The organism is Corynebacterium sp. NML140438, from assembly GCF_001875725.1.
GTDB lineage: Bacteria > Actinomycetota > Actinomycetes > Mycobacteriales > Mycobacteriaceae > Corynebacterium.
In genome coordinates, this window is sequence record NZ_MLCQ01000017.1 from 422,412 (window position 1) to 448,357 (window position 25,946).

18 protein-coding genes are annotated in these 25,946 nt (G+C 60.9%); 14 read left to right on the forward strand and 4 right to left on the reverse strand.

Annotated features, from left to right (window positions below):
- Positions 1 to 98: 98 nt before the first annotated feature.
- Entirely contained in the window at positions 99 to 806 is a 708-nt protein-coding gene (locus tag BJP08_RS05020) for a DUF3043 domain-containing protein (protein WP_071568536.1), read from the forward strand.
- 18 nt (positions 807 to 824) lie between these two features.
- Complete coding sequence (locus BJP08_RS05025; RefSeq protein ID WP_071568537.1) at positions 825 to 1,823, forward strand: nicotinate-nucleotide--dimethylbenzimidazole phosphoribosyltransferase; 999 nt, start codon at positions 825 to 827, stop codon at positions 1,821 to 1,823.
- A 19-nt stretch (positions 1,824 to 1,842) separates the two neighbouring features.
- Here BJP08_RS05025 and BJP08_RS05030 read toward each other — a convergent pair whose 3' ends face one another.
- On the reverse strand, positions 1,843 to 2,958 hold the full coding sequence (locus BJP08_RS05030) for a branched-chain amino acid aminotransferase (protein WP_071568538.1): 1,116 nt from the start codon (positions 2,956 to 2,958) through the stop codon (positions 1,843 to 1,845).
- A gap of 146 nt (positions 2,959 to 3,104) precedes the next feature.
- Between BJP08_RS05030 and BJP08_RS05035 the strand changes: the two genes are divergently transcribed.
- The gene (locus tag BJP08_RS05035; protein ID WP_071568539.1) at positions 3,105 to 4,595 is read left to right on the forward strand and encodes a leucyl aminopeptidase; all 1,491 of its coding nucleotides are present in this window, start codon (positions 3,105 to 3,107) and stop codon (positions 4,593 to 4,595) included.
- 9 nt (positions 4,596 to 4,604) lie between these two features.
- Here the strand turns inward: BJP08_RS05035 and BJP08_RS05040 are convergent, their stop codons facing one another.
- Complete coding sequence (locus tag BJP08_RS05040; RefSeq protein ID WP_071568540.1) at positions 4,605 to 5,000, reverse strand: oxidoreductase; 396 nt, start codon at positions 4,998 to 5,000, stop codon at positions 4,605 to 4,607.
- 156 nt (positions 5,001 to 5,156) lie between these two features.
- Between BJP08_RS05040 and sucB the strand changes: the two genes are divergently transcribed.
- The 8 genes from sucB (at position 5,157) to BJP08_RS05080 (ending at position 15,359) form a co-directional block, all read left to right on the forward strand.
- The gene (gene sucB / locus BJP08_RS05045) at positions 5,157 to 6,845 is read left to right on the forward strand and encodes a 2-oxoglutarate dehydrogenase, E2 component, dihydrolipoamide succinyltransferase (protein WP_071568541.1); all 1,689 of its coding nucleotides are present in this window, start codon (positions 5,157 to 5,159) and stop codon (positions 6,843 to 6,845) included.
- A 176-nt stretch (positions 6,846 to 7,021) separates the two neighbouring features.
- On the forward strand, positions 7,022 to 9,871 hold the full coding sequence (gcvP, locus tag BJP08_RS05050; protein WP_071568542.1) for an aminomethyl-transferring glycine dehydrogenase: 2,850 nt from the start codon (positions 7,022 to 7,024) through the stop codon (positions 9,869 to 9,871).
- 12 nt (positions 9,872 to 9,883) lie between these two features.
- Positions 9,884 to 10,951, forward strand: coding sequence for a glycine cleavage system aminomethyltransferase GcvT (gcvT, locus tag BJP08_RS05055; RefSeq protein WP_071568543.1), 1,068 nt, complete (start codon positions 9,884 to 9,886; stop codon positions 10,949 to 10,951).
- A 2-nt stretch (positions 10,952 to 10,953) separates the two neighbouring features.
- Complete coding sequence (gcvH, locus tag BJP08_RS05060; RefSeq protein WP_083428409.1) at positions 10,954 to 11,346, forward strand: glycine cleavage system protein GcvH; 393 nt, start codon at positions 10,954 to 10,956, stop codon at positions 11,344 to 11,346.
- A gap of 18 nt (positions 11,347 to 11,364) precedes the next feature.
- On the forward strand, positions 11,365 to 12,165 hold the full coding sequence (gene lipB / locus BJP08_RS05065; RefSeq protein ID WP_071568545.1) for a lipoyl(octanoyl) transferase LipB: 801 nt from the start codon (positions 11,365 to 11,367) through the stop codon (positions 12,163 to 12,165).
- A gap of 39 nt (positions 12,166 to 12,204) precedes the next feature.
- Positions 12,205 to 13,251, forward strand: coding sequence for a lipoyl synthase (gene lipA / locus BJP08_RS05070; RefSeq protein ID WP_071568615.1), 1,047 nt, complete (start codon positions 12,205 to 12,207; stop codon positions 13,249 to 13,251).
- 51 nt (positions 13,252 to 13,302) lie between these two features.
- Entirely contained in the window at positions 13,303 to 14,091 is a 789-nt protein-coding gene (locus BJP08_RS05075) for a DUF4191 domain-containing protein (protein WP_071568546.1), read from the forward strand.
- A gap of 2 nt (positions 14,092 to 14,093) precedes the next feature.
- Positions 14,094 to 15,359, forward strand: a complete 1,266-nt coding sequence (locus tag BJP08_RS05080) for a threonine/serine exporter ThrE family protein (protein WP_083428410.1) — start codon at positions 14,094 to 14,096, stop codon at positions 15,357 to 15,359.
- On the opposite strand, the gene BJP08_RS05085 is transcribed toward BJP08_RS05080, so the two are convergent.
- On the reverse strand, positions 15,356 to 15,832 hold the full coding sequence (locus BJP08_RS05085) for an RDD family protein (protein ID WP_071568547.1): 477 nt from the start codon (positions 15,830 to 15,832) through the stop codon (positions 15,356 to 15,358). The genes BJP08_RS05080 and BJP08_RS05085 overlap by 4 nt on opposite strands.
- Before the next feature lie 102 nt (positions 15,833 to 15,934).
- On the opposite strand from BJP08_RS05085, the gene glnA reads away from it, so the two are divergent.
- Entirely contained in the window at positions 15,935 to 17,371 is a 1,437-nt protein-coding gene (gene glnA / locus BJP08_RS05090; protein ID WP_071568548.1) for a type I glutamate--ammonia ligase, read from the forward strand.
- A 704-nt stretch (positions 17,372 to 18,075) separates the two neighbouring features.
- Here the strand turns inward: glnA and BJP08_RS05095 are convergent.
- On the reverse strand, positions 18,076 to 19,341 hold the full coding sequence (locus BJP08_RS05095) for an MFS transporter (protein WP_083428411.1): 1,266 nt from the start codon (positions 19,339 to 19,341) through the stop codon (positions 18,076 to 18,078).
- A 454-nt stretch (positions 19,342 to 19,795) separates the two neighbouring features.
- Here BJP08_RS05095 and BJP08_RS05100 point away from each other — a divergent pair, with 454 nt between their 5' ends.
- Together BJP08_RS05100 and BJP08_RS05105 are read left to right on the forward strand one after the other, a co-directional pair.
- Positions 19,796 to 22,567 (forward strand): PD-(D/E)XK nuclease family protein, encoded by a 2,772-nt coding sequence (locus BJP08_RS05100; RefSeq protein ID WP_071568550.1) that lies wholly within the window; start codon positions 19,796 to 19,798, stop codon positions 22,565 to 22,567.
- A gap of 1 nt (position 22,568) precedes the next feature.
- A complete protein-coding gene (locus BJP08_RS05105) occupies positions 22,569 to 25,880 on the forward strand; it encodes an exodeoxyribonuclease V subunit beta (protein WP_071568551.1) in 3,312 nt (1,103 codons plus the stop codon).
- Positions 25,881 to 25,946 lie beyond the last annotated feature (66 nt).

Below are 25,946 nucleotides of genomic sequence, written 5' to 3' on the forward strand. Positions count from 1 at the left end.
TGGCACTAGCGTACTCGCATCACACCGTCATCGTCTACAGCGTATGGGAGCGGGCGCTTATTCCCCACTTTCGGGGACGGCCTTGTAGCCTGTATAGCGTGAAACTTCCTTGGCAGAAATCTGATGAGGCTCCAACCGCCGCTGCAGATGCAGCGAATCGAGCGGAGACTCCCGAAACGGACGCGGAACCCGCGAAGAAGTACCCGAAGGGCTACACCCCTCCGAAAGGCCGGCCGACGCCGAAGCGCCTCGATCAGGAGATCAAGCGTGGCGTCGTGCGCGACCCCAACGCGACGACTCCGGCTCAGCAGTACCAGAAGAACAAAGAGCTGAAGAAGTCGATGTCGAAAGAGGAGTGGAAAGCATATAAGAAGCAGCAGCGCGAGGAAGCGAAGAAGCACAATCGCGAGATCCAGGCCAAGATGGACGCTGGCGACGAGCGCTACCTCATGGACCGCGACCGTGGCGAGACCCGCCGCTTCGTCCGCGACTGGGTGGATTCGCGCCGCTTCATGAACAACTACGCGATGCCTCTGGCGATCCTGTTGTTCCTCATCCTCTTCATCGGCTCCTGGTACCCGGAGATCGCCGGAGCTATCGCGATTTTGCCGATGGTGTTCATCGTGCTGATCCTTGGTGAGGCGTTCTTAATCGGCAAGCGGGCGAACAACGCTGTCCGCGCGAAGTTCCCAGGCACAGCGGATACCGGCTTTGGCCTTGGTATGTACGCGTTTTCGCGTGCCTCACAGCCGCGTAAGTGGCGCTCGCCGAAGCCGCAGGTTCGCATCGGCGATTCGGTCAACTAAACGGACGAAGGACGTTTCATGGCTGTCACATTCGACCCGATTGAGCACCCGAGCGAGATCCTACGCCGCGAACTCGCTCGCGCCCTGCATCGCAACCCCGAGGGGCGCGGGCTAGGTCGCGTGGCCACGATTGCGGAGTGGACCACCTCGGTGCAGAACCGGAAGCGGCCGGTGGCGTTTTCGAACCCACAGTGCGTGCTGGTCGCCGGCAACCACGGCGTGGCAGCGCGAGGCGTTTCCGCGCAGCCGCATGACGCCGCCTGGACCGCGGTAAAGCAGGTCGCCGCCGGTGGTGGCACGGCTCGTGTCGCAGCACAAGCCGCTGGCGTATCGATCTTGCAGGTCAACGACTATCTCACACTGCCGACGGGTGCGATTGACCGGCAGTCTGCGATGACGCCGGAGGCGTTCGAGCAGGCTGTAGCGCACGGCGCACGCGTGGTAGATAGCGGGGTAGATAGCGGGGTTGACCTGTTCATTCCTGGCGATATCGGCGTCGGCAATTCGACGGTTGCTGCCGCGATCTACGGCGCACTGTCGCGCACTGAGCCGGTCAAGGTCATCGGACGCGGCTCCGGCATCGATGACAACGTATGGAAAGTCAAGGTCGCCGCGATCCGCGACGCAATGTTCCGCGTACGCACGTTCAGCGACGACGTCCCGCGCGTCCTCGCCGAGCTTTCAGGGCCGGACTTCGCGTTTCTCGTCGGCATGTTCGCACAGGCAGCGGTTCGCCGCACCCCCGTGCTTTTCGACGGCCTCTACGCCACCGTCGCCGCCTACGCTGCTGAGCGCCTCGCCCCCGGCACGAAGCGGTGGATTATGGCGGGCCAGCTCAGCCCTGAGCCAGCGCAGATGCTCGCGCTGCAGGCACTCGATATCATCCCGGTCCTGGCGTTGGACTTGTCTCTGAACCAGGGGTTGGGCGCGCTCGCAGCGCTGCCGCAAATCAACCTGGCTGCTGAGCTCGTTACTACTGTGCTCGGGCCGGAGGCCCCGGAGGTCTCCCCGGCCTAAACCCTGGCCGAAGCCGTCGCTAGCTCTCTGCTGGGACGAGTGTGTGGTTCCAGCCGTGGATGTCCTCGACGGACCCGTCCTGGATCCCACGCAGGCGCTCGCGAAGCTGCATCGTGATGGTGCCTGCCTCGTTATTGTTGACGGTGAACTCGCCATGGCGGCTCAGCACACGGCCAACGGGGGTGATCACTGCCGCGGTACCGCAGGCAAGCGTTTCGGTGATGGTGCCGTTCTCTGCACCATCGTGCCACTGCTCCACCGTGATCTTGCGCTCCTCGGTGTCGTAGCCGAGATCTTCGGCGACCTGCAGGAGGGACTTGCGGGTAATGCCTGCCAGGAGGGAGCCGGACAGGGTTGGAGTGATCAGCTTCGCATCCTTCCCGCTACCCTCGACGAACATGAGGTTCATGCCACCCATCTCTTCGATGTATTTGCGCTCGATGGCGTCGAGCCAGACAACCTGGTCGCACCCCTTTTCCTCTGCCTGGGCTTGTGCGAGCAGGGAGCCTGCGTAGTTGCCTGCGAACTTCGCGTCGCCGGTGCCACCGGGTGCTGCGCGAACATACTCCTCGGAGATCCACACGCTGACTGGCTTCACGCCGCCGGAGAAGTAGGCACCTGCCGGGGAGGCGATGAGGTAGTAGCTGTAGGTGCTCGAAGGCTTGACCCCAAGCGTCTTCTCAGTGCCGATCATAAATGGGCGCAGGTACAGCGCTGCTTCCCCGCCGGCCTCGGGGACCCAGTCCTTATCAATCGTTACCAGCTGCTGCAGCGATTCGATGAAGAGGTCCTCTGGCAGCTCTGGCATGGCGAGGCGGCGAGCAGAGTGAGCGAAGCGGGCCGCGTTCTGCTCAGGGCGGAACGTCGTAATGGAGCCGTCATGGTGGCGGTAAGCTTTCAGACCCTCGAAGATTGCCTGCCCGTAGTGGAAGACGTTGGTCGCTGGGTCCAGCGAGATCGCCTCGTATGGGCGGACTTGCGCATTGTGCCAGCCGTTGGTCTCGTCCCAGTCGATGGAGACCATGTGGTCGGTAAATTCCTGCCCGAACGCAGGGTTCGCGAGGATGGCCTGGCGTTCTTCGTCGGTTGCTTTGTTCGGATTCTCGATGATTTCAAACGGTGTGCCTTGAGTCATGCAGACCACCCTACTCCCAGATTCCACACTTTGGGAACAGAATTCCATATTTTCTTACACCTGCGAGGAGCCCTCCTCGACCACACGGCGTCCATTCAAGGTAGCCTTGTCGATGTTCAATAATCCTAAGAAAGGCGCATGTACTCATGACTTTTTCGGTTCCTGAATCGCTGCTCCCAGTCCGGGGCGACTCTGTCTCCCTGAACTTTTCGACGACCGCTCCGAGCGACACCGCGGCAATCCTCCTACCGGTGACCTCGGATGAATCGAAGATCGAGGTTCCGGTGACCTCCCTGGCGCCAAAGGGCACGCTCGAGGCTCTAGAGACTGTCGGTGCGAAGGGCACGGCCGGCGAGGTCACCCGAGTGGTGGTTGACGGCAAGCTGGTCATCGCATTCGGCCTCGGCAACGCGGACGAGATTGATGATGAGACCGTCCGCCGCGCTGTCGGCGCGCTGGCCCGAACACTCTACGGCACGGAATCTGCGGTGATTTCGACCGAGTTCGGCGTCAGCCCTGTTGTGGAGGGCCTGCTGCTCGGCGCGTACAAGTACAAGGGCTTCAAGGCCCCGTGCCAGTGCGGCTGCGACGGCGAGCACGGGCTTACAAACGTCACCGTTGTGGGCAAGGAAGACGAGCAGGAGGCCTTCGACCAGACAGTCATCCTCGCGGAATCGGTCATGCTGGCGCGCGACCTCGTCAACACGCCTTCGAACCACCTCTACCCTGCTGTGTACGCGGAGCTCATTGAGAACGTGGGCAAGCAGATCGGCCTCGAAGTCGAGGTGTTCGACGAGAAGTACCTTGAGGAGCAGGGCTTCGGCGGTATTCTTGCCGTCGGCCAAGGTTCTGCTCGCGCGCCTCGCCTGGTGCACCTGAAGTGGACGCCTTCGACGTCGAGCTCCTCCGTCGCGCTAGTTGGTAAGGGCATCACGTTCGACACCGGCGGTATTTCCCTGAAGCCAGGTGCGAAGATGGAGGACATGATCTCCGACATGGGTGGCTCTGCTGCCCAGTTCGGTGCGATTGTCGCGGCGGCTCGTCTGAACCTGGGCGTCGCTGTTGACGCCTGGCTGCCACTGGCAGAGAACATGCCGTCCGGCAGCGCTACCCGCCCAGGCGACGTGATTCGCCACTACGGCGGCATCACCAGCGAGATTCTGAACACGGACGCTGAGGGGCGCCTCGTGCTCGCGGACGCTATGGCGCGCGCAGCAGAGGACAATCCTGACTTCATGATTGAGACGTCCACGCTGACCGGTGCCCAGCTCGTCGCCCTCGGCAATCGCACCGCCGGCGTGATGGGCTCTGATGATTTCCGCGACCGCGTTGCTGCGCTGGGCCGCGAGGTCGGCGAGCAGGCGTGGGCGATGCCACTGTTGGAGGAGCAGGAGGAGGAATTGAAGTCCCCAATTGCTGATATCCGCAACGTCCACAATGCCCGCACTGGTGGCATGTTGTTCGCTGGCCTGTACCTGTCCCGCTTCGTCGGTGAGGACACCGAGTGGGTCCACATCGACGTCGCTGGCCCAGCATGGAACGGTGGCTCGCCGCACGGCTACACCCCGAAGCGCGCGACGGGTGCCCCGCTGCGCACCATCGTTGCAACGCTCCGCGGCATCGCTGAAGGCAACTAAGCCTCGGTTTTAAGAGAAAGGATGTTCGCCGCGCTCAAACTTGGCGCGGCGTTCTTTCTGTTCCGCCCGCTTCCGCAGGATGCGCTCCTGCTCCATCTTGCGGCGCATCCGGTCTGGATAGCCGGTTTCCTCAACGTCGTAGAGAGAAATATTCAGGAGCTGAGCGACGGCATCGATGCCTTTCGGCCCTCCGATGCGGCGGCGGGTGTAGTTTCCTTCTTCGTCAACTAGCACGACGGACATCTCATTGACCATCGTTTCTGGCTCGACAAACCCCTCCACGAAGACACGCCTCGCGACCCATTCCTTGAGGTAGGCAGCGTCTTCCGGCCGGATGGTTTCGCCGGGCGCGCGTGGTGGTTTGAAGGTTGTTTGCTTCTTCCGCTTGCCGAACAGGTTAAACACTTCTCTCATCATACGGATATTTCTCGACGCCCCAATTCTGCGTTTTGTAGCCTTCAACAAAATAGTTGCCCCCGAAAGGCACGAAAGTCTTCGGTGACAGGTACGCTATTGACCTGTATAGCTTCTACGAAAATGTATCTGCGAGGAGACTAAATTATGGCGCACTCTGTCGAGATGCCTGAGCTGGGCGAATCCGTCACGGAAGGCACAATCACCACCTGGCTGAAGGAAGTCGGCGACACGGTAGAGGTCGACGAACCTTTGCTGGAGGTTTCCACCGATAAGGTCGACACGGAGATTCCGTCCCCTGTCGCCGGTGTAATCCTCGAGATTAAGGCCGAAGAAGACGACACCGTTGATGTCGGTGACGTCATTGTGATTATCGGCGAAGAAGGCGAAGCCCCAGCTGCGGACTCGGCAAAGGACGCGGAACCTCAGAAAGAGGAAGAAAAGGAAGCTCCGAAGGAGGAGAAGGCAGAGCAGCCTTCTTCCGGCGACGCCACCGACGTCTCCATGCCTGAGCTTGGCGAATCCGTGACCGAGGGCACCATCACCACCTGGCTGAAGGAAGTCGGCGACACCGTCGAGGTCGACGAGCCACTGCTCGAGGTCTCCACAGACAAGGTCGATACCGAGATTCCTTCCCCAGTCGCCGGCACCCTCGTAGAGATCCTCGCTGAGGAAGACGACACCGTCGAGGTCGGCGAAGTCATCGCCCGCATCGGCGACGCCAACGCAAAGCCAGCAGAAAAGGAAGCTCCAAAGACCGAGGAGCCAAAGGAAGAAAAGAAGGAAGCCCCGAAGGAGGAGAAGACTGAGGAGCCTAAGGAGGAGAAGCCGAAGGAGGAGAAGCCAGCGCAGCAGGCTTCCACCAAGGTAAACAAGTCCGACGGTTCCGTCCCGTACGTGACCCCGCTGGTGCGCAAGCTGGCAGAAAAGCACGGCGTTGACCTTTCCACAATCGAAGGAACCGGTGTTGGCGGTCGTATCCGCAAGCAGGACGTCCTTGCTGCGGCGAAGGGCGGCGCCGAGGACAAGGCCGAGGCGTCGGCTGTGAAGTCCGAGGAGAAGAAGGGCGCTCGCTCCAACTGGTCCACCAAGTCCGTGGATCCGGAGAAGCAGCCGCTGATCGGCACGACGCAGAAGGTCAACCGCATCCGTGAGATCACCGCTGCGAAGATGGTCGAGTCGCTGCAGACTACTGCTCAGCTCACGCACGTCCAGGAGGTCGATGTCACCCGCATCGCGGAGCTGCGCAAGCGTGTGAAGCCGGAGTTCATCAAGAAGCACGACGCCAACATCACCTACCTTGCGTTCTTCATCAAGGCGACGGCGGAAGCCCTTGTTTCCCACCCGAACGTCAACGCGTCGTACGATGCGGAGAAGAAGGAGATCACCTACCACGAGGACGTCAACATCGGCGTCGCAGTGGATACTCCACAGGGCCTGCTCGTACCAGTGATCAAGCGTGCACAGGACCTGAACCTGGCACAGATCGCCCAGGCAATCAACGACCTGGCCACCCGCGCACGCAACAAGAAGCTGCGCCCGGACGACCTGTCTGGCGCTACGTTCACGGTGACCAACATCGGTTCCGAGGGCGCGCTGCTGGATACTCCGGTGCTCACCCCACCGCAGGCCGGCATCCTGGGCACCGCGGCGATTGAGAAGCGCCCGGTCATCGTCACGGAGGAAGGGAGCGACTCCATCGCAATTCGCCAGATGTGCTACCTGCCGTTCACCTACGATCACCAGCTGATCGACGGCGCAGATGCAGGCCGCTTCATCACTACGATCAAGGACCGCATCGAAACCGGTGACTTCGAAAGCGACCTGGACCTCTAAACCCTTCAAATCCAGGTCAATATGAGGAACCTTAGCGGTGGCCCCGATACCAATACGGTGTTGGGGCCACCGCTGTTTTCACCCCTGGTTGCTTTCAGCTGACTGGCCGACCTCGTACAGTTTTGCCCCGTAGACTATCCACTACATCAAGTTCAGAACTACCAAAGGAGTAGATCTTGGATTACATCACACGCCACATTGGTCCGAACATGCAAGAGACGGAGGTGATGCTGCAGAAAGTCGGCTACGACTCCCTCGACGCACTCACCACCGCCGCCATCCCAGGCGATCTGCTGCTTCAACGGCCACTTGATCTTCCCTCCCCGCTGACGGAGTACGAGGCGCAGGATCAGTTGCGTGAGCTGGCGTCGAAAAATGAGGTGCTGAAGGCCTTTTACGGGCAGGGCTACTCGTCGACGCTGACCCCACCGGTGATTCGTCGTGGTGTGGTCGAGGATGCTGGCTGGTACACGGCGTATACCCCCTACCAGCCTGAGATTTCGCAGGGCCGCCTCGAGGCGCTGCTGAACTTCCAGACGATGGTGCAGGACCTGACTGGTCTGGATATTGCGAACGCTTCGCTGTTGGATGAGGCGTCGGCGGCTGCGGAGGCTGTTGGTCTGATGGCACGCGCGGTGCGGAAGGGCCGGACTGTGTTGTTGGATGCGCGTCTGCACCCGCAGGTGTTGCGGGTCGCGTCGGAGCGTGCGCGCACGCTTGACCTTGAGGTACAAATTGTTGACCTGCGCGAGGGCGTCGTGGGCGACGGCATCGTTGGTGCCATCGTGGCGTACCCGGGAACGGAGGGCGACATCGTTGATCCTCGCGCGGTGATCGAAGCGGTGCACGAGCGTGGTGGCTTGGTAGCGGTGGATGCCGATATCCTCGCACTCACCCTGCTGGAGTCCCCTGGTGAGCTCGGGGCGGATATCGCGATTGGTTCCACGCAGCGCTTTGGTGTTCCGCTGTTCTACGGTGGCCCGCACGCCGCGTACATGGCGGTCAAGGAGAAGATGAAGCGCCAGCTGCCGGGCCGTCTGGTGGGTGTGTCGAAGGACGCTGAGGGAACCCCCGCCTACCGTCTGGCGTTGCAGACTCGTGAGCAGCACATCCGCCGTGAGCGCGCGACGTCCAATATCTGTACCGCGCAGGCGCTGCTCGCGGTGACCGCGTCAATGTACGCCGTGTACCACGGACCGCGTGGGCTCGAAGCTATCGCTGCCAAGGTGCACGACTGGGCGGTGCGTTTCGCCAAGTCCCTGCGTGACGCTGGTGTCGAGGTGAAGCACGACGCGTTCTTCGACACGGTAGCCGTCGTCGTAGACAGCTCCGAGGCAGTGTGCGAGCGCTTGTCGGATGCGGGGTACTTGGTCCGCCCGATCGATGCGATCACCGTCGGCGTTTCCTTCGGCGAGGACACCGCAGAGGAGGACCTCGCGGCGCTGCTGGCGGGCTTCGGCGTCGATACCGTGGCCAGCGAAGCGCCGTCCGCGCTGCCCGAAGCACTGCGCCGCACCACGGAGTTCATGACGCACCCGAACTTCAACTCAGTGCACTCCGAGACGCAGATGATGCGCTATATCCGCAAGCTTGGCGACAAGGACCTCGCGCTGGATCGCACCATGATCCCGCTTGGCTCCTGCACGATGAAGCTCAACCCGACCGCGGGTCTGGAGACCATCACGTGGCCAGGATTCGCAAATGTACACCCGTACACGCCGGATCGCTTCACTGCCGGTTGGAGAGAGCTTATCGACGAGCTCCGCGCCTGGCTGGTCGAAATCACTGGGTACGCCGAGGTATCCATGCAACCAAACTCTGGCGCGACGGGCGAGCTGGCCGGCCTGCTGGCGATTCGCCGCTACCACGTTTCCCGCGGTGACCATGGGCGTGACATCTGCCTGATTCCTGCTTCGGCGCACGGTACGAATGCGGCGTCGGCGACGCTGGCGAACCTTCGGGTGGTCGTCGTGAAGACTGCTGAGGATGGCTCGATCGACCTGGCCGACTTGGATGCGAAGTTGGAGCAGCACGGCGAGCACGTTGCAGCGATTATGGTCACCTACCCGTCCACGCACGGTGTGTACGAGGACACGGTGCAGGCCGTCGCGGAAAAGGTGCACGCGGTGGGTGGCCAGGTCTACATCGATGGCGCGAACATGAATGCGCTGACTGGGCTTGCGCGCCCGGGTGACTTTGGCGGCGACGTGTCGCACCTGAACCTGCATAAGACGTTTACGATTCCGCACGGCGGTGGCGGCCCGGGCGTTGGCCCGATTGGTGTGGCGGAGCACCTGATTCCGTTCCTGCCGACGGACCCGAATGTGGATCCAGCGCATGCGGCCGACCCTGCCCCGGTTGGCGAGGGCGTGCCGGTTGCCGCGGCGAAGTTCGGCTCGGCGGGCGTGCTGCAGATCGCGTGGTCCTACATCGCGATGAGCGGTGCGGAGGGGTTGGCGTCGGCAACTGCGCATGCGGTGCTGGCGGCGAACTACGTGGCGAACGAGCTGCACGATTCCTTCCCGGTGCTCTATACCGGCGAACATGGCCTGGTGGGCCACGAGTGCATTCTTGACCTGCGCGAACTGACTGACCGCTCCGGTGTGACCGCAGCGGATGTGGCGAAGCGTCTGGTGGACTACGGCTTCCACGCCCCTACCCTCGCGTTCCCGGTGGCGGGCACGTTGATGGTGGAGCCGACCGAGTCCGAAGATCTGGACGAACTCGACCGCTTCATCGAGGCAATGCGTTCGATCCGCGCGGAGATCCAGGAGATTATCGACGGCAAGATTGCCTACGAGGCCTCCGTCCTGCACCACGCACCGTTTACTGCGCACAGCGTCGCCTCCACCGCGTGGGATTACGAGTTCTCCCGCGAGCAGGCCGCCTACCCGGTCGATCGCTTGGTGCGCGAGAAGTATTTCCCGCCGGTGCGCCGCATTGATGAGGCGTACGGCGACCGCAACCTGGTGTGCTCCTGCCCGCCGCCAGAGGCATTTGATATTTCGGAGAGCTCGGAAAAGTAAGGAGTGATTGTGATGTCTGAAACCCCTTTGTTTGCAGCGCATAAGGCGCTTGGTGCTTCCTTTACGGACTTCGGTGGTTGGAACATGCCACTGAAGTACAACAATGAACTTGCAGAGCACCGCGCGGTGCGCGAGCGCGTCGGCATCTTCGACCTCTCGCACATGGGCGAGATCGATGTGCGCGGACCGCAAGCCGCGGAGTTTTTGGACTACGCGTTGATTTCCACGCTGTCGACCTTGCGCGTCGGCAAGGCGAAGTACTCGATGATCGCGGCCGAAGACGGCGGCATCATCGACGATTTGATCTCCTACCGCCTGGACGACGAGCACTTCCTGGTCGTGCCGAACGCCGGCAACACGCCTGCGGTGTGGGAGGCATTCCAGGAGCGCGCGGCGAACTTCGACGTGGAGCTGACGAACCGCAGCGCGGACGTCGCGCTCGTGGCGGTGCAGGGCCCTGATTCCTTATCGACGATCGCTTCGCACCTCGATGGCGACGCCGGCGCCTTGGCGTACTACTCGGCTGCACCGATGCGCTTCGGCGACTGCGGCGTGCTGGTCGCCCGAACCGGCTACACCGGCGAGGACGGCTTCGAGATCTACTGCGATAACGCAGACGCCCGCACGATCTGGGACGCGCTCGCGCCGGACGCGACACCATGTGGTCTGGCTGCGCGCGATTCCCTGCGCCTCGAGGCATCGATGCCGCTGTACGGCCACGAGTTGTCCCGCGAAATCACCCCGGTTGAGGCCGGGATGGGCCGCGCGTTCGCCAAAAAGGAGGCGGACTTCGTGGGCAAGGACGCGATTGTCGGTCGTGAGCCGTCGGTGGTCATCGCTGGGCTTTCTTCGGAACAGCGTCGTGCCGCGCGCGAGGGCGCAGAGGTCTTCATCGGCGATACACGCATCGGCGTGGTGACCTCTGGTCAGCCGTCGCCGACCTTGCAGCGTCCGGTAGCGCTGGCGCATCTCGACCCAGCGCACGCCGAGGTGGGCACGGCTGTTGAGGTTGATATCCGTGGACGCCGCTACCCGTTTACTATTGTGGATACACCGTTCTATTCGCGAAAGGACCAGTAATCATGTCTTTGAACCCTGATTTTTACTACTCGGAGGATCACGAGTGGATTGATGCTCGCCCTGAGGATGCTGTTGGCACCAAGGTGCGCGTAGGCATCACGAACGTTGCGGCTGATCGCCTCGGCGAGGTCGTGTTCGCTGAGCTGCCACAGGTTGGCGACCAGGTCACGGCGGGTGAGACCTGCGGCGAGGTCGAGTCGACGAAGTCGGTCTCCGACCTGTACGCACCGGTGACTGGTACGGTCACCGCGGTCAACGAGGACATCGACGGCGCCTACGAGGCCATCAACGAGGACCCGTTCGGCGCTGGCTGGCTCTTCGAGGTTGAGGTCGAGGAGGTCGGACCGTTGATGACGGCAGATGAGTACGCTGCCGCTAACGGTGTCGAAGGCTAGCGACTATCGTTGGCAGGCATGACAGCTCCACGCGATCCGTTCTTTCCTGCCGACAAATCCATTCGAGCCTCAGCCGCGCCGATTGATGTGCGCGAGCTGGGGCTCGTCGATTATGAGGAAGCCTGGCACCTCCAGGCGGAGCTAGCCAAGCAGCGCGCGGCTGACGAGATCCCGGACACGGTGTTGGTGTTGCAACACCCCTCGGTGTTTACCGCCGGCAAGCGGACCCAGCCGGAAGATCTCCCGGATGCGTCCTACCCGGTGCCAGTCGTCGACGTTGACCGCGGGGGCCGTATCACGTGGCACGGCGAGGGTCAGCTCGTCCTCTACCCGATCATCAAGCTTGCCCAACCGGTGGACGTCGTGGACTATGTTCGCCGCCTTGAGGAAGCCATCATCGAGACGGTGCGCAAGGCTGGTGTACATGCCGCCGGGCGTATCGATGGCCGCTCCGGCGTCTGGGTCCCGAAAACTGTCGAGGCGGCCGATCGCGCGGCGTCCCACCGCGATCGGAAGATTGCGGCCCTGGGCATCCGCATTACCCGCGGGGTGACCATGCACGGGCTCGCGCTGAATTGCGACAACACGTTGGAACACTACGGCCACATTGTCGCGTGCGGCATCGACGACGCTGACGTGACCACAATGAGCCTGGAGCTCGGCCGCGACGTCACGCCTGAGGAGATGACCGCGCCGCTACTCGACGCCCTCAAGCGCGCGCTTGCCGGGGAGCTTGTGGTGGCTGACCACAGCTTTGGTTCGGCGCCGGATCCGACGAAGGGGCTTAAACGTCGAGACGTAAGGCGAGCCTCCCATTAATCCTCGACTTTGCGGGAAGTGTTGGTTACGGTGGACGGCGTGACTATTGCACCAGAAGGACGCAGGCTACTTCGCGTAGAAAAGCGCAACGCGCAAACCCCTATTGAGACGAAACCGCGCTGGATCCGCAATGCGGTGAAAACTGGTCCTGAGTACGAGGACATGAAAAAGAAGGTGAAGGGCGCGTCCCTTCACACAGTGTGCCAAGAGGCTGGCTGCCCGAACATCCACGAGTGCTGGGAGTCGCGAGAGGCAACCTTCCTGATCGGCGGAGCGAACTGCTCGCGCCGCTGCGACTTCTGCCAGATCAACTCCGCAAAGCCCGAGCCGCTCGACGTCAACGAACCGCAGCGCGTCGCGGAGTCCGTACGCGAGATGAACCTCAACTATTCCACCATCACGGGCGTGACCCGCGACGACCTCGAGGACGAGGGCGCGTGGCTGTACGCAGAGGTTGTGCGAAAGATTCACGAGTTGAACCCGCATACTGGCGTCGAAAATCTCACCCCGGACTTTTCCGGCAAGCCGGATTTGCTCCAGGAGGTCTTTGAGGCCCGGCCGGAGGTTTTCGCGCACAACGTGGAGACTGTGCCACGCATCTTTAAGCGCATTCGTCCGGCGTTCCGCTACGACCGTTCCCTGGACGTGATTCGTCAGGCGCGTGACTTCGGGCTGATCACTAAGTCGAACCTGATCCTCGGTATGGGTGAGACCCAGGAAGAGGTCATGCAGGCGCTTCAAGACCTGGTGGATGCTGGCACGGACATCATCACGATTACGCAGTACCTGCGCCCCGGTCCGATGTACCACCCGATTGACCGTTGGGTAAAGCCTGAGGAGTTCATTGAGTACCGCGACGCGGCCTACGAGATGGGCTTCGGCGCCGTCATGTCCGGCCCCCTCGTGCGCTCCTCCTACCGCGCGGGCAAGCTCTACGTGGAGGCGATGGAGCACCGCGGTTTGGAACTGCCGGAGAACCTGCGCCACCTGGCGCAAACATCGAAGGGCGACACCGCCCAGGAGGCATCGACCCTCCTGGAGAAATACGGCGCGTCGAAGGATCACCCGGTAGCGACGCGCTCCTAGCTCACTTTGTCCACTTTGGCCTGGCCATGTTCGTGACATAGAGTTGACGACATGGCTCAGTCGAAGGATAAGGCAGCCCTGAAGGCTGCGAAGAAGCAAGAGCGCGCAGCGAAGCGCGCAAAGGGAAAGCAGACACGTAGCCAGATCTGGCAGGCGTTTCAGATTCAGCGTAAGCGGGATAAGAAACTCATCCCGATTATGCTGGCCTGCCTGCTGGGCGTGGGTCTGCTGTTCTTCTTGATCGGCCTCATTTGGGGCGGCCAGTGGTACATGCTGGCGCTCGGCCTGGCGTTCGGCACCGTGCTGGCGATGTGGATGTTCACCCGCCGCTTGGAGCGTTCGATGTACGACGAAGTCGGCGACACCCCGGGCGTTGCTGGTTGGACGCTGGAGAACTTGCGCAACTCCGTCGGCATGGTGTGGATCACCAAGACCGGCGTGCAGGCGAACACCCACATGGATACCGTGCACCGCGTCATTGGCCTGCCGGGCGTCATCCTTGTCGGTGAGGGCAACGAGAATCGCCTGCGCACTCTGATGAAGAAGGAGTCTCGCCGCGTCGATCGCCTGCTGGCTGGCGTGCCGATTCACGAGGTGTACGTGGGCGAAGGCGAAGGCCAGGTCGCAGTGCGCAACCTGCAGAAGCACCTGATGAAGCTGCCACGCCACTACCGCAAGGACGACGTATACGCGATGAGCGCCAAGCTCGAGGCGATGGATGCGCGCACGCAGCCGGGCCAGATGCCTGGCCTGCCTGGTGGCCCGTTGCCGAAGCAAGCTCAGAACATGGCTGGAATGAACCGCCGTATGCGCCGGATGCAGCAGCGTCAAGGCAAGTAAGTATGTCTTCCTTCGACATGGGCGTCGAGGCCAGCACCGCGCTGCGCCTCGGCGCTCTTTTGTTGTCCGCGGGCGCGCCCGGCTACCGGGTCACCCGCGCCGTGAAGCGTTGCGCGCGTGCGATGCACTTCGATGACGCGGACGTCGTCGTCGGCTTCGACACGATTACGTGCACCGTGCACCGCGGGGATAACTTCCGCACACTCGTGGCGGATCTCCCGCTGCCTGGGGTGAACGCGTCGCGCATCGAGGCGCTCGAAAACCTCACGAAGCACGAGATGCACCGCTACACCACCGCGGAGGAGATCAACGCCGCCATCGACGAGATTGAGGCGATCCCAACCCCGCGCTGGGGTCCGCTGACGTCCAGCTGCGCGGCTGGCCTTGCGTGCGGTGGCTTCGCTGTGCTGAACCATTTCTCGTACTTCACCGCGCTGCTGGTGATTATTGCGGCTGGTGTGGGCCAGTACGTGCGGCTGCGCTTGGCGCGTCGACACCTCCTGCAGCTTGGTGTGGTGATGGCGGCGGCGCTCGTCTCGACGCTGCTGTTCCTGGCCCTCGCGTGGGCACTGCCCCACTCCGACTTTGAGCTTTCCGCGGGCTTCGTCCCCGCCATTTTGTACCTGGTGCCGGGCTTTCCGCTGTTCGTTTCCCTGATGGATCTTTCCTGCTTCGACTTCACATCAGGCCTGCCAAGGTTGTTCTTCGCGCTCGAGGTGGTCATCACCATGATGCTCACCGTGGCAGTGGTCGCGATGGTCACCGACGCACCCGCGCCGAGCACGGTCAGCACTACGCCGGACCCCTCGTTTTACGGGGCGGCTGCGCTCGCCAGCTTCGTGTCCGTGGGCGGGTTCGCCATCTTGTTTAACGCCTCTCGTAGGATGACACTGCTGGCAGCCACGCTCGGCACCGTCGCGAATGTGTTGCGCCTCATGCTTGTCGACGCCCACGTGGAATACTTCCTCGCCTGCCTGTTAGGCACCCTCGTGATCGGTATTCTTGGTTCCTGGCTGGGCCAGCATTTCAGGGTGCCGCGCACGACGGTGACCATCCCCGCCGCCGTCGTGATGATCCCTGGCCCCACCATCTATGCGGCCCTGCACCAGATCACCAACGGCAACATCTCCGCCGCAATCGACTCGACCACCACCGTCGTGCTCACGGTGCTGTTCCTCTCGGGCGGCCTGACGGTTGCGCGACTGCTCACCGACAAGAACTGGGCGTTCCAGCGCACCGTGGAATTCCGCCCCCTCGACGAGCCCTAGCTGCGGATCACGGTCGTGTTCGTGGCACGATCGTGCATGCCGCGGCCGTCGGCGTCGACAAGTGCTGCGGGCAGAATAAACGCGGTGAGTAACGTGCGCACTGCCGCGCGCCACAGCCCGACGGGCTCCTCCGCGTCGACGCGAGCAACCCCCATCCCGAGGACTGCCATGCCTGGCGTACGCGCGAACAGCCAACCGCAAACGATGCCCAACACGATCCACAACAGATACGTCAGCGTGGAGGTTCCACCGAAAACGGTGGTATTCGCATGGATGAACGCAGCAACAGCCCAGGCAATCGCCCAATCGATCGCGACGCCTCCCATGCGCCGCGCCACCGACGCCTGCGCACCTGCGCCCTCCTTCGGCAGCCCAAGGAACTGCCCGGGGTAATCGGGGATCGCGTCATCGCCTTTGAACTGGCCCGGAAGCTCCGGGCCGTCGAGCCATCGTTTTCCTTGGGATGCAGACATGCGACATAGCCTATCCTCTTTTCCCGAAAAGCTGTTACAGAACGGGGTGCTACGCGCTAGAATTGTGCGGAGTTCCCAACGCCGTCCGAAGGAGAAAAGGTCGTGTCTTTCGAAACTATCGAAGACGTAAAGAAGTTCATTCAGGACGAGAATGTGGAGTTTGTCGACGTCCGATTCACCGACGTCCCTGGCATCGAACACCACTTCTCCATCCCTGCCTCCATGTTTGACGAAACCGTCATGGAAGAAGGCCTCGCCTTCGACGGCTCATCCATTCGTGGTTTTACCACCATCGAAGAGTCCGACATGACGCTCATGCCGGATCTTGCCACCGCAAAACTCGACCAGTTCCGCGCAGCGAAGACCCTGAACGTGAAGTTCTTCGTCAACGACCCGTTTACCTTCGAGCCGTTCTCCCGCGACCCACGCAACGTCGCGCGCAAGGCAGAGCAATACCTGTCCTCCACCGGCATCGCAGATACCTGCAGCTTCGGCGCCGAGGCCGAGTTCTACCTGTTCGACTCCATCCGTTACGAAGTCGAAGGGCACCGCGCGTTCTACGAGATCGACGCCGAAGAAGGCTGGTGGAACCGCGGCAAAGAAACCGATGCTTTTGGTGGGCCGAACCTCGGCTACCACAACCGCGTCAAGGGCGGCTACTTCCCCGTCCCACCACACGATAAGACCGTCGACGTGCGTGACGCCATGGTCAAGAACCTCCGCGAATCCGGCTTCGAAATCGAACGCTTCCACCGCGAAGTCGGCAACGGCGGCCAGCAGGAAATCAACTACCGCTTCAACACCCTGCTGCACGCGGCTGACGACCTGCAGGACTTCAAGTACATCGTCAAGAACACCGCCACCCAGTACGGCAAGACGGCGACGTTCATGCCGAAGCCCCTGGCCGGTGACAACGGTTCCGGCATGCACGCCCACCAGTCCCTCTGGAAGGACGGCAAGCCACTGTTCTACGACGAGAACGGCTACGGCGGACTCTCCGACATCGCCCGTTGGTACATCGGCGGCATCCTCGAACACGCCGGCGCTGTCCTGGCGTTCACCAACCCGACGCTGAACTCCTACCACCGCCTTGTCCCCGGCTTCGAGGCCCCAATCAACCTGGTGTACTCCCAGCGCAACCGCTCCGCCGCGATCCGCATCCCGATCACCGGCACCAACCCGAAGGCGAAGCGCATCGAGTTCCGCGCACCGGACCCATCGGGCAACCCGTACCTCGGCTTCGCCGCGATGATGATGGCAGGCCTCGACGGTGTGAAGAACCGCATCGAACCGCACGCTCCGGTGGACAAGGACCTGTACGAGCTGCCACCGGAGGAAGCCAAGGACATCCCGCAGGCGCCGACCTCACTCGAAGCCTCGCTGCAGGCCCTGCAGGACGACTACGAATTCCTCACCGAAGGCGACGTCTTCACCGAAGACCTCATCGACACGTATGTGAAGCTGAAGTACGACAGCGAGATCACCCCGGCGCGCCTGCGCCCGACGCCGCTGGAGTTTGAGCTCTACTTTGACTGCTGATCTATGAGGCCGGGCTGTGCTCGGTGCTTGCCCACGGTTTCCGTCGCGGTTGCCGTGGGTTTTTCTTTGCCGTCTTCGTTTGCTTCGGGTCTGCTCCGGAGCTTTCGCACCAAATTCCTCGTTTCCGGCTCGGCGCTGTTGCGTTTGCCCAGGTGGCGGAAAATTTAGCTGGATTGTGGTGCGCCTGGTCAGGGTTCAGTGACAAAAGACGCAACCACTTTTGGACCATATATTCAAACGCGCAGGTAGATAAAGGCCTGGCGGTTTACGGGTGCGACATTTGTCACTGCATCGCGGGCAAGGACACCAAATTCGCCATTCCTCAGAAAGGCGCCGCCGCGTTTCCCCAGGTTCCGGAAGTTCGAGAAGGGATTGTGGTGCACAGTGTTGCGCGGGGGTATCTAGTAACACCGTGGTGACTATCGGAGAACGCAATGGTGGGTATCGAGTAACGCTTTGGGAGAAGATTCTTCTGACCGCGCGGCAAAAGGGCACGCGGCATCATCAGAGGAGTCCGATCGTGAGTGATTACCGGGCCGTGATGGACCTTGTCTTACAAGGCCGGTCCATCGCCAAATCTGCTCGACTGTGCGATGCTCACACACCACAGTCCAAAAAGCCCGCCACACAATGGCGGCACACCAGATCACAACCTGCGAACAACTCGCCGGTATTACCGACGAAGAAATGGCCACATGGTTTGTTTATGGCCGACACCTTGCCCAAGGCGACTTCGTGCCCTTTCTTCCATTTATCCCTGCCGAGACACCTGCCCATACAACAGCAAAAATGGCCAACAGGGTAAAACCAACGCTTAACACTGCAGACGGGGAGAATGTTTGGATGAATATTGAAGCAAGCATCAGCGTAGATACGGCTCCAATTCGCCCACAGACACTAGCCAAAGACGTAACCGCGCTAATGCGCTCCTCTGACGAGGATTTTCGTATCCCGTACGTGGAATAGTTGGAAAGAGCAATGAGTAGAAATACTACGAAACCATAAAATAGCACGTACCACATTTCGCTTATTGCGTCAATGAGCAACGCACACAGGACAAAAACTGCACTGCCGATTCCGACAAGAATCTTTTTCCTGAAAAGGCGCTCAACGGGAAGATACGATCCTAAAAACGAGATCGCTATGAAAGCTAGGTAGAGCCAAATCAGTGCGCCATCCGGAAAACCTTTTTCCAACGCAATTGCTTGCCATAATTGCATGTGAAGTTGCATAAAGGCTTGGACAAGAATCGCCAGTAGAAGATACTTCTTCAATGAAGGAGAATTTCGCATTTCTTTGATCGTTAACCTCGCGTGATTCTTGATTTCGCGAAGTAGGCCCTGCATATTCGAATTTTCCTGTGAGTGCTGCTCGGGGATCCGGAAGAAAAACACAATTGACATGATTGCCAGAAGCGCCATCGCAAACGAAATGAAATATATATTCACGCCGATCGTCGTGAATAGAATGGCGCCGACAGTGCTGCCGATCATCATTCCGAGGAAGTTGCTTTGGTTTTCTTTTCTTACGAGCCAAGAAATGCGGTGTACGGTGGCAGCTTCTTGCTCTGATCTGTTCTTAGCATTATTCACTAAGGCCGCATCGAGGGTGCCGGAATCTAAAGCACTTGCAAATCCGTACACAATCCAAGCAATCAAAAGAGTCGGAAAACTGTGGCCGAATATTACGACCAGGAAGAAAACGCATAGTACTAGGCGCGAAAAGATATAGACCCACCGTCGACTAACGATATCTGCGATGGCCCCACTTGGGAACTCAAATAAAAGAACCGACAAGCTAAAAGCTGCTTGTATTATTAGAATCTGCGAAAGTGACAGACCCTTTTCTAACAAAAGTGGCGTAAGTATCGCATGGGGTATCGAAAGCCCTACGGTTGTTAAAAGTTGGGCTGCAAAATAAGGGGTTGCCACATCTTTGAACAACCAATTCTTTGAGTGTTTATTTGCCATGGTGATTTATCGAAGAATCGAAGAGCAGACGGGGCAATAGCTATCAACTCGCAAAAGGACATTCCATGGGGGCGACCTTGAGCCGACCATGAAACATAAAGAAGCTGGCTATCTCACCTACCGTGGTAAGAAGTCCTCCCCTGAAGGACTTATCGCCAGCTGTGCCGTAATGATAACCAATGATCCTCACCGATTCAAGAGTTTTATGAGATGTTTCATGCGCAGACAGCACTGAGGTTATCCTCGTTTGCCCGAGTTTGAAGAGTAACAGTTTGCTTACTCGCAACGTGCCTTCCGGCAGACCGAGGGGCTATCGCTTGCATACCATCGCCACTACTCCATCAGGCAGCAAGGGACTGCTGGGAGGAGATCATCGGGTGCAAGCAACTCTCGTCTTTGAAAGTCTGTAGGTAGGCGCATCACAATGTCGGGACCGCCATATAGAGTACGAACTATGTCCCGTATGAATCCGCTCATCCATGCCGTTCGCCAAGCGCAGGACGGCAATCCGCTTGAAAACCCCGTGACGGTGTTGTGCATGCCAGGTGCACGTGATGCTGTGATGGATGCGTTGTCACAGTCCGGCGTGGCTGTGGGCGTGAAAGTCCTGTCATTGCAGATGTTTGTGGAGTCCCAATTCCCCGGATTAGTAGACGCTGCTGAGGTTGCTGTGCTGGTGGTACACGCGTTGCAGGAACTCCCGGAGGATTCAGAGATCCGCGCGCGTGGACTTGCCGGAGAACCGGCGACACGAACGGGTGTACGAAAGGCGGTATGGCAGCTGTTGCAGTCCCCCCGAGAGCGGTGGGGGCTGACTGGTACCAGGACACTGCCGAAGGAGATCGCCTCGATCGCCGAGCGGATAGCGGACAGGTTTACGTCACCGGGTGAGGGCAAGCCGGTCAGGACCCTTCCCTATGAGGCTTGGGAGCAAGCACGTATCCCCGAGCGCACGATTGTGTGGGATGTCGTGGGGCTGACGCCTGCTGAGGATCGTCTGCTCGAGCGGCTGCCGGAGCCTTTGCGTCCGGAAGGCTCTGCCCAGGTCACCACGATGGAAGTTGCGGATGAACACGTCCAGGCTCTCGCTGTACTCAGCAAGGTCCGGGAAAGCATCGCCGAGTCGTCTGCCCCACAAGAAGAGGCGCTGGACCGCGTCGGGGTTGCGATGATGAATCAGGCGTTCTACCCGGTGTTAGTTGACGCTGCGCAGGGTCTCCCGCTGGTGGGTGGCGCAACGGAGTGTCTACTCGACGCCCCGGAGGTCGCCACGGTGGTCGGGCTTATGTCGCTCGAGGTCGACACGATGCCACGAGCGCAGCTTGCGGAGATTCTGCTGCGCGGACGGATCGGCTGGCAGGATGCGGCAGGTAAACGCCCGACAATCTTCGGGTTCGATTCGCTCAGTCGCCACCAAAACGGCCCGCGTTCTTGGCCTCGCTGGCAAGAATTCAGCGTGGATCACGTGGTCAATGGCGAAAAGGTCCCAGCGCGGGTGGAGGCAACGTGGGTTGTGGCGCTCCACGACGACCTGGTGGCGCTTCGCGCGTCTGAATCTTGGGGCGAGTGGGCGACACAGGCGCTCCAGCTGGCCAAGAAGCATGTGCAGGGGCCTGTGCCGGAGGCTCTGTTTTCAAACTTGGCGCAGTTTGACCAGTTGGGGATCGACTTCAGCGTGCTCGCGGCACAGGAGGCGCTGTGGGAAGCTGCGGTTGCAACCCCGCTTCGTACAGATGATGCGTTTCCGGCTGGTTTGCGCATCGGTGCATTGTCCGGTCTGGTCGGTGGGGATCTGGACGTGCTGTTGGTGTGCAACGCGTCGTCGATATTTATGCCGCACGGTGTGCCGGAGCTTGCTGGTGTGTCATTCGAGCAGCTCGGCACTAGCGTGGAGCGCGAGACCAGCCGCCAGTATGAAATCCTCGAGGCCGCTCTGCGTACGGCAAATGAGGTGCGGTTTCTCCACGCCGCACAGCTCAACGGTGGCGAGTTCGGTGGGGAGCCCAGCCAGTGGATCCCAGCGAACCACACCTCAATTGCTGGCTGCGAGGCGAATGACTTCCCTGCCGCAAGCAGGCGAACCGCCAGCTTCACCCACGCCCTGCGCGGAGCATGGCCGGCATCCACGCAACAGACAATGACCGTGTTGCAGGCTCGCAGCGAGGGCAATCCGAGCAATGAGTTCAATGGCTTCGTTGAGGGCCTCAGCGACTGGATTGCCGACCACGAGTTCTCTGCGTCGGCGTTGAACCTGTATGTGCAGTCGCCGTACCTGTTCTTTATCCAGTACGTGGCGGGGATGCGCGAGCTTGAGGCGGATCCCGCCGAGGACCTGGATCCGCGCGATAAGGGCACGATCTTCCACTCGATCGTGGAGGAATGGACGCGCCGAGTGTGGCTCGATGCGTCGCCTCGACCTGCGAGTTATGCAGAGTTGGACTGGGATGCGGCTCGTGAGGTGCTGGATTCTATCGCCGACGCGCATCTGAGTGCACCCCTGCTCAGTGAGGTGAGCGCGCTTTCGCGGCACGCCTTCGAGCTGCACCTGACCAGGGCTCTGGCCGACTGGTTTGAGGCAGAACGCCAGCAGGCGGAGTTGGGTTGGATGCCTGTTGGTGTCGAGCTTGCATTCGGTCGGGGTTCAGACATCGAGGTATTTTTCGACACCTCCTTCGGCCAGGTATCGCTGAAGGGGTTCATCGACCGTGTCGATTTCCACCCGGAGACCAGAAGTCTGCGCGTGGTGGATTACAAGACTGGCAGGAACCGGATCGCGAAGAAGGACGTGCTCGCGTGGGATAACGTCTCATCGTTTACCGTCCAGCCGGACTTCTACGGCCTAGCCATGTGGCAAGCCATTTCCAACGGTGCGCTCGCAGCGTGGTTAGACAAGATGGGCATCGGCGAGGATGTGATCACGGTTTCTCCGAGCGTAGACGTGGACTTCCACTTCGTGTTTGCCGACAATCCCAATGAGGAGCACTACCTTGCTGTCTTTGACCAGGATCGCTACGACGATTTCGTGCACCTGTTGGGCAACACCCTGGAATTGATGGCCCAGGGAGTCTTCTTCCCCCGGCAGGTTGATACTGAACGCTTCCTCCCCACCCCGATCCTGCGCTTGGGTGCGAACAATTACGCCCGCCAGGCCGACACAATCAGCGATTATCTCTTTGAGCTCTACCAAAGCCTGACACCTGCGGGCGACAACGAAGGTGAGAACTAACATGACTCTGTTGCCAGATTTTGAAAACCGTGAGCGGATTCGCACGGATGTCGACGCTACCTTGTTCGTGGAGGCCGGCGCCGGGGCTGGTAAAACGTACTCACTCGTCCAGCGCCTGCTCACGCTCATCCTGGAACGCGAGGTCCCGGTCACGCAGATCGCAGCGATCACGTTTACGAAGAAGGCTGCGGCGGAGCTTTCGGAGCGCCTCGCTCGCGAGCTGGCAAAGCACGCGGGCAACCCCGTGGCGGATCGTGCACTGTTGGAGTTGCCCAGCGCAGCCATCGAAACACTGCACAGCTTCTGTCAGCGCCTGCTGTGTCTCTACCCGCTCGAGGCCGGCATCCCTCCAGAGATCACGGTGCAGGATAACTTCGCCGCCGAGCGTCAATCCGACATGCTTCGGCGTCGAGTAAGCGAAGCGTTTTCGAGTGCGCTCGAAGGGGTCTTCCCGATCGCTGAGCTGAGCGGCGGCAAGATTCTCGACGCCGACTTCCGCGAAGCCCTGGAGCATTTCGCTGGCGAGAACGGTTCGATGTCTTCGCTGCTGCAGCTTGCCCAATACATGGACGACAACTGGGGTGAGTTGGAGCCGACGATCGCAGCTACCCTGCCGGAGGCGTTCGTGTTCGATGAGGACGCAGCCATGCGAATCGTGGGTGAGCTCAAGCGCACCCTCGATGAGTGCTCAGACCCTGAAGATGCGTTTGCGTTGACCTTGGGAGAGCAAGTTACGGAACTTCAGCTGCGGATCGCCGCGGGTGATTTCACGAAGGTGGGAAAGTTCCGCAAGGGCAACGGTGGCCGAAAGGCGAACTGGGGCGGAACGGTTGTGAAGGAGATCAAGTCGGCGTGTGAGCGTGTCTGGGACTCCTGGAACGAGAACGTGGAAAGGCAAGCGGCGCGTCCCAAAGCGGTGCTTCGCGCGTCGTTGGCGTTGATTGTGTTGGATAACACACGTCGACGCCACCGCACTGGTGAGCTCCAGTTCGGTGACCTGGTGTACCTGGCGGACCAGCTGTTGAAGCACCACCCGCATGTCCGGGAGGACGTGCACACGCGGTTTACGCACCTGCTTGTGGACGAGTTCCAGGACACCGACCCTGCTCAGTTACGCATTGTGCGCGCGATTGCCACTGACCCTGCTACCGGGAAGCTCACTCCCGGGGCCTTGTTCACGGTGGGTGACCCGAAGCAGTCGATCTACAGGTTCCGCCATGCGGACCTGGACACGTACCTTGCTGCCCGTGACGCGCAGGACTGCGAGGTCGTCGAGCTGACTACGAACTTCCGCTCCACCTCGAAGGTGTTGGACTGGTCCAACCAGGTCTTCTCGCGCTATTTCCCGAACGCCATGGCTACAAGCAAGGAACCTGACCCGAACCTTGTGCCTCGGGAAGTTGCCTTTACCGCACTGGACGCGCGGCCTGGGCTTGATAATGCCCCAGAGCTGGCAGGCTTCAACAGCCGTACGAGCGTCGCACATTACGAAGCCATCAAGGAGGACAATCTGTCCAAGGAGGAGGCTGAGTGCCGCCTCATCCTGAGCATTATCAAGCAGGCACTCGCTGAAGACTGGCAGCGCCGCAAAAAGGTTGTACGTGACGACGGCACTTCGTATGAGACCCTGGTCGGGTTGGAGCCGCACGACATTGCGATTCTGGTGCGCACGCACCGTCAGGCGGCGTCGTTAATGGCGTTTCTTGATGCGCATGACGTGCCCTACGTCCCGGAGGGCGCTGCGCTGACGTATCTGGCCCCTGAGATCGAGGAGCTCCACGTCGTGCTGCACGCGGCGGCTGATCCGGCGGAATCGCTGTCGGTGGGTGCTGCGCTGCGCACGAGCTTGCTGGGCATTTCTGACCTTGAGCTGGCGCAATGGGCCGCTGCGGGCAACAGTTTGAACATTTACGGGCCGCGATTGCACGACCTGACTGGGCGCATTCCGGATGCTCTCAACCTCATCTTGAAGCTGCATGATGCTTCCCGCGAAATGTCCGTCGGTGCGCTGGTGTCCTGGGCGTGCGACCAACTGAACATGGTGGAGCTGGCCGCTGCGCGAAGCGCGTTCCCCTTGGAGGCGCTGCGCCGTCTCGAGTTCGTGAAGCACAATGCGCGCGCGTTTACCGAGGCGACTCACGGCACCCTGCGCGAATACACCGCGTGGACTGATTCGTTGGCCAACGAGCGTCATCAGATCACCGACCCGGAGAGCACGACTGCGGGCGGGGTGCGCATTCTGACGCTGCACGCGTCCAAGGGGCGGGAGTTCCCGATGGTCATTTTGGCTGGGATGTATGGCGGCCGGAACAACAACCCTCAGGTCAGCCGCCCGCACCCTGCGGACCATGTGTTGGAGTACAGCGAGTTCCGGCTCGCCTCCCCGCGTTCGCGGGAGATCCTCGAGCACGAAAAGCTTGCCGACGCCGCCGAGCGCGCCCGCCTCTTCTACGTCGCCGCGACGCGGACGCGTGACCACCTAGTGGTGTGTAAGCGAACTGATAACCCAAACAGCGTGGCATCGAGGGCGTTCAATACGGCCATCGAGAACACGATCGCCGAGGGCGCAATCCCGGAAGCGATTGCTGCGGAGGACATCCCGGTATACGACTACGACTTCAAAACTTCCGCCACCCCGCTCACAGAGCCGAACGCCGAGGGACTGCCGCATCTTCACGCATCCGAGATCGCGTGGCAGTCGGCTCGTCCACGCCGTGTCGCCAGCACGGCGGTGGCTCATGCTCGAGACGCTGACGTCGCAAGGCTTGGCCTCACGCGGGAGACGGCCTCACTCGACCCGGCGTTAGTGGTTGCTGGGGAGGCTCGCGCTGAGCACGGCGCGGCAGTGGGCACCGCGCTGCACGCAATGATGGAGCGCGCGACGCTCGATGGCCTCACAACTGCCGGTGGCGCAGCCGATTATGCGGCCGCGCTTAGCCGGGATTGTTGTGCGCCCGCGCAGTTCCGGGAAACGCTCGCGTCAATGGCGGAGCAGCTGCTGGAGTGCGAAACCGTCACGCACGCCTTTTCTTCGCAGCATTACAGGGAGCTGCCGGTATTCGGCCGACTCAGTAGTGGCGGCCCAATTATCGACGGCGTCGTTGACCTGCTCTACCGCGACGGGGATAACTGGGTGATCGCCGACTACAAAACGGATGTCAGCGCCGATACCCAAACCGTGTCCGAGTATTTCGACCAGCTCCAGCTGTACGCCGAGCTCTTGGACGGGGAGCTCGACGCCCCGATTACGCGCTTAGAGCTGCTCTTCCCCCGCAAGCAAGGAGTGCTGATGCGCACGCGCACAATGGAGTAGGCCGGCCACAACAATATCGATATGGCCTGCATCAATACACACCACGTTAGGGATTTGGCAAGTCGC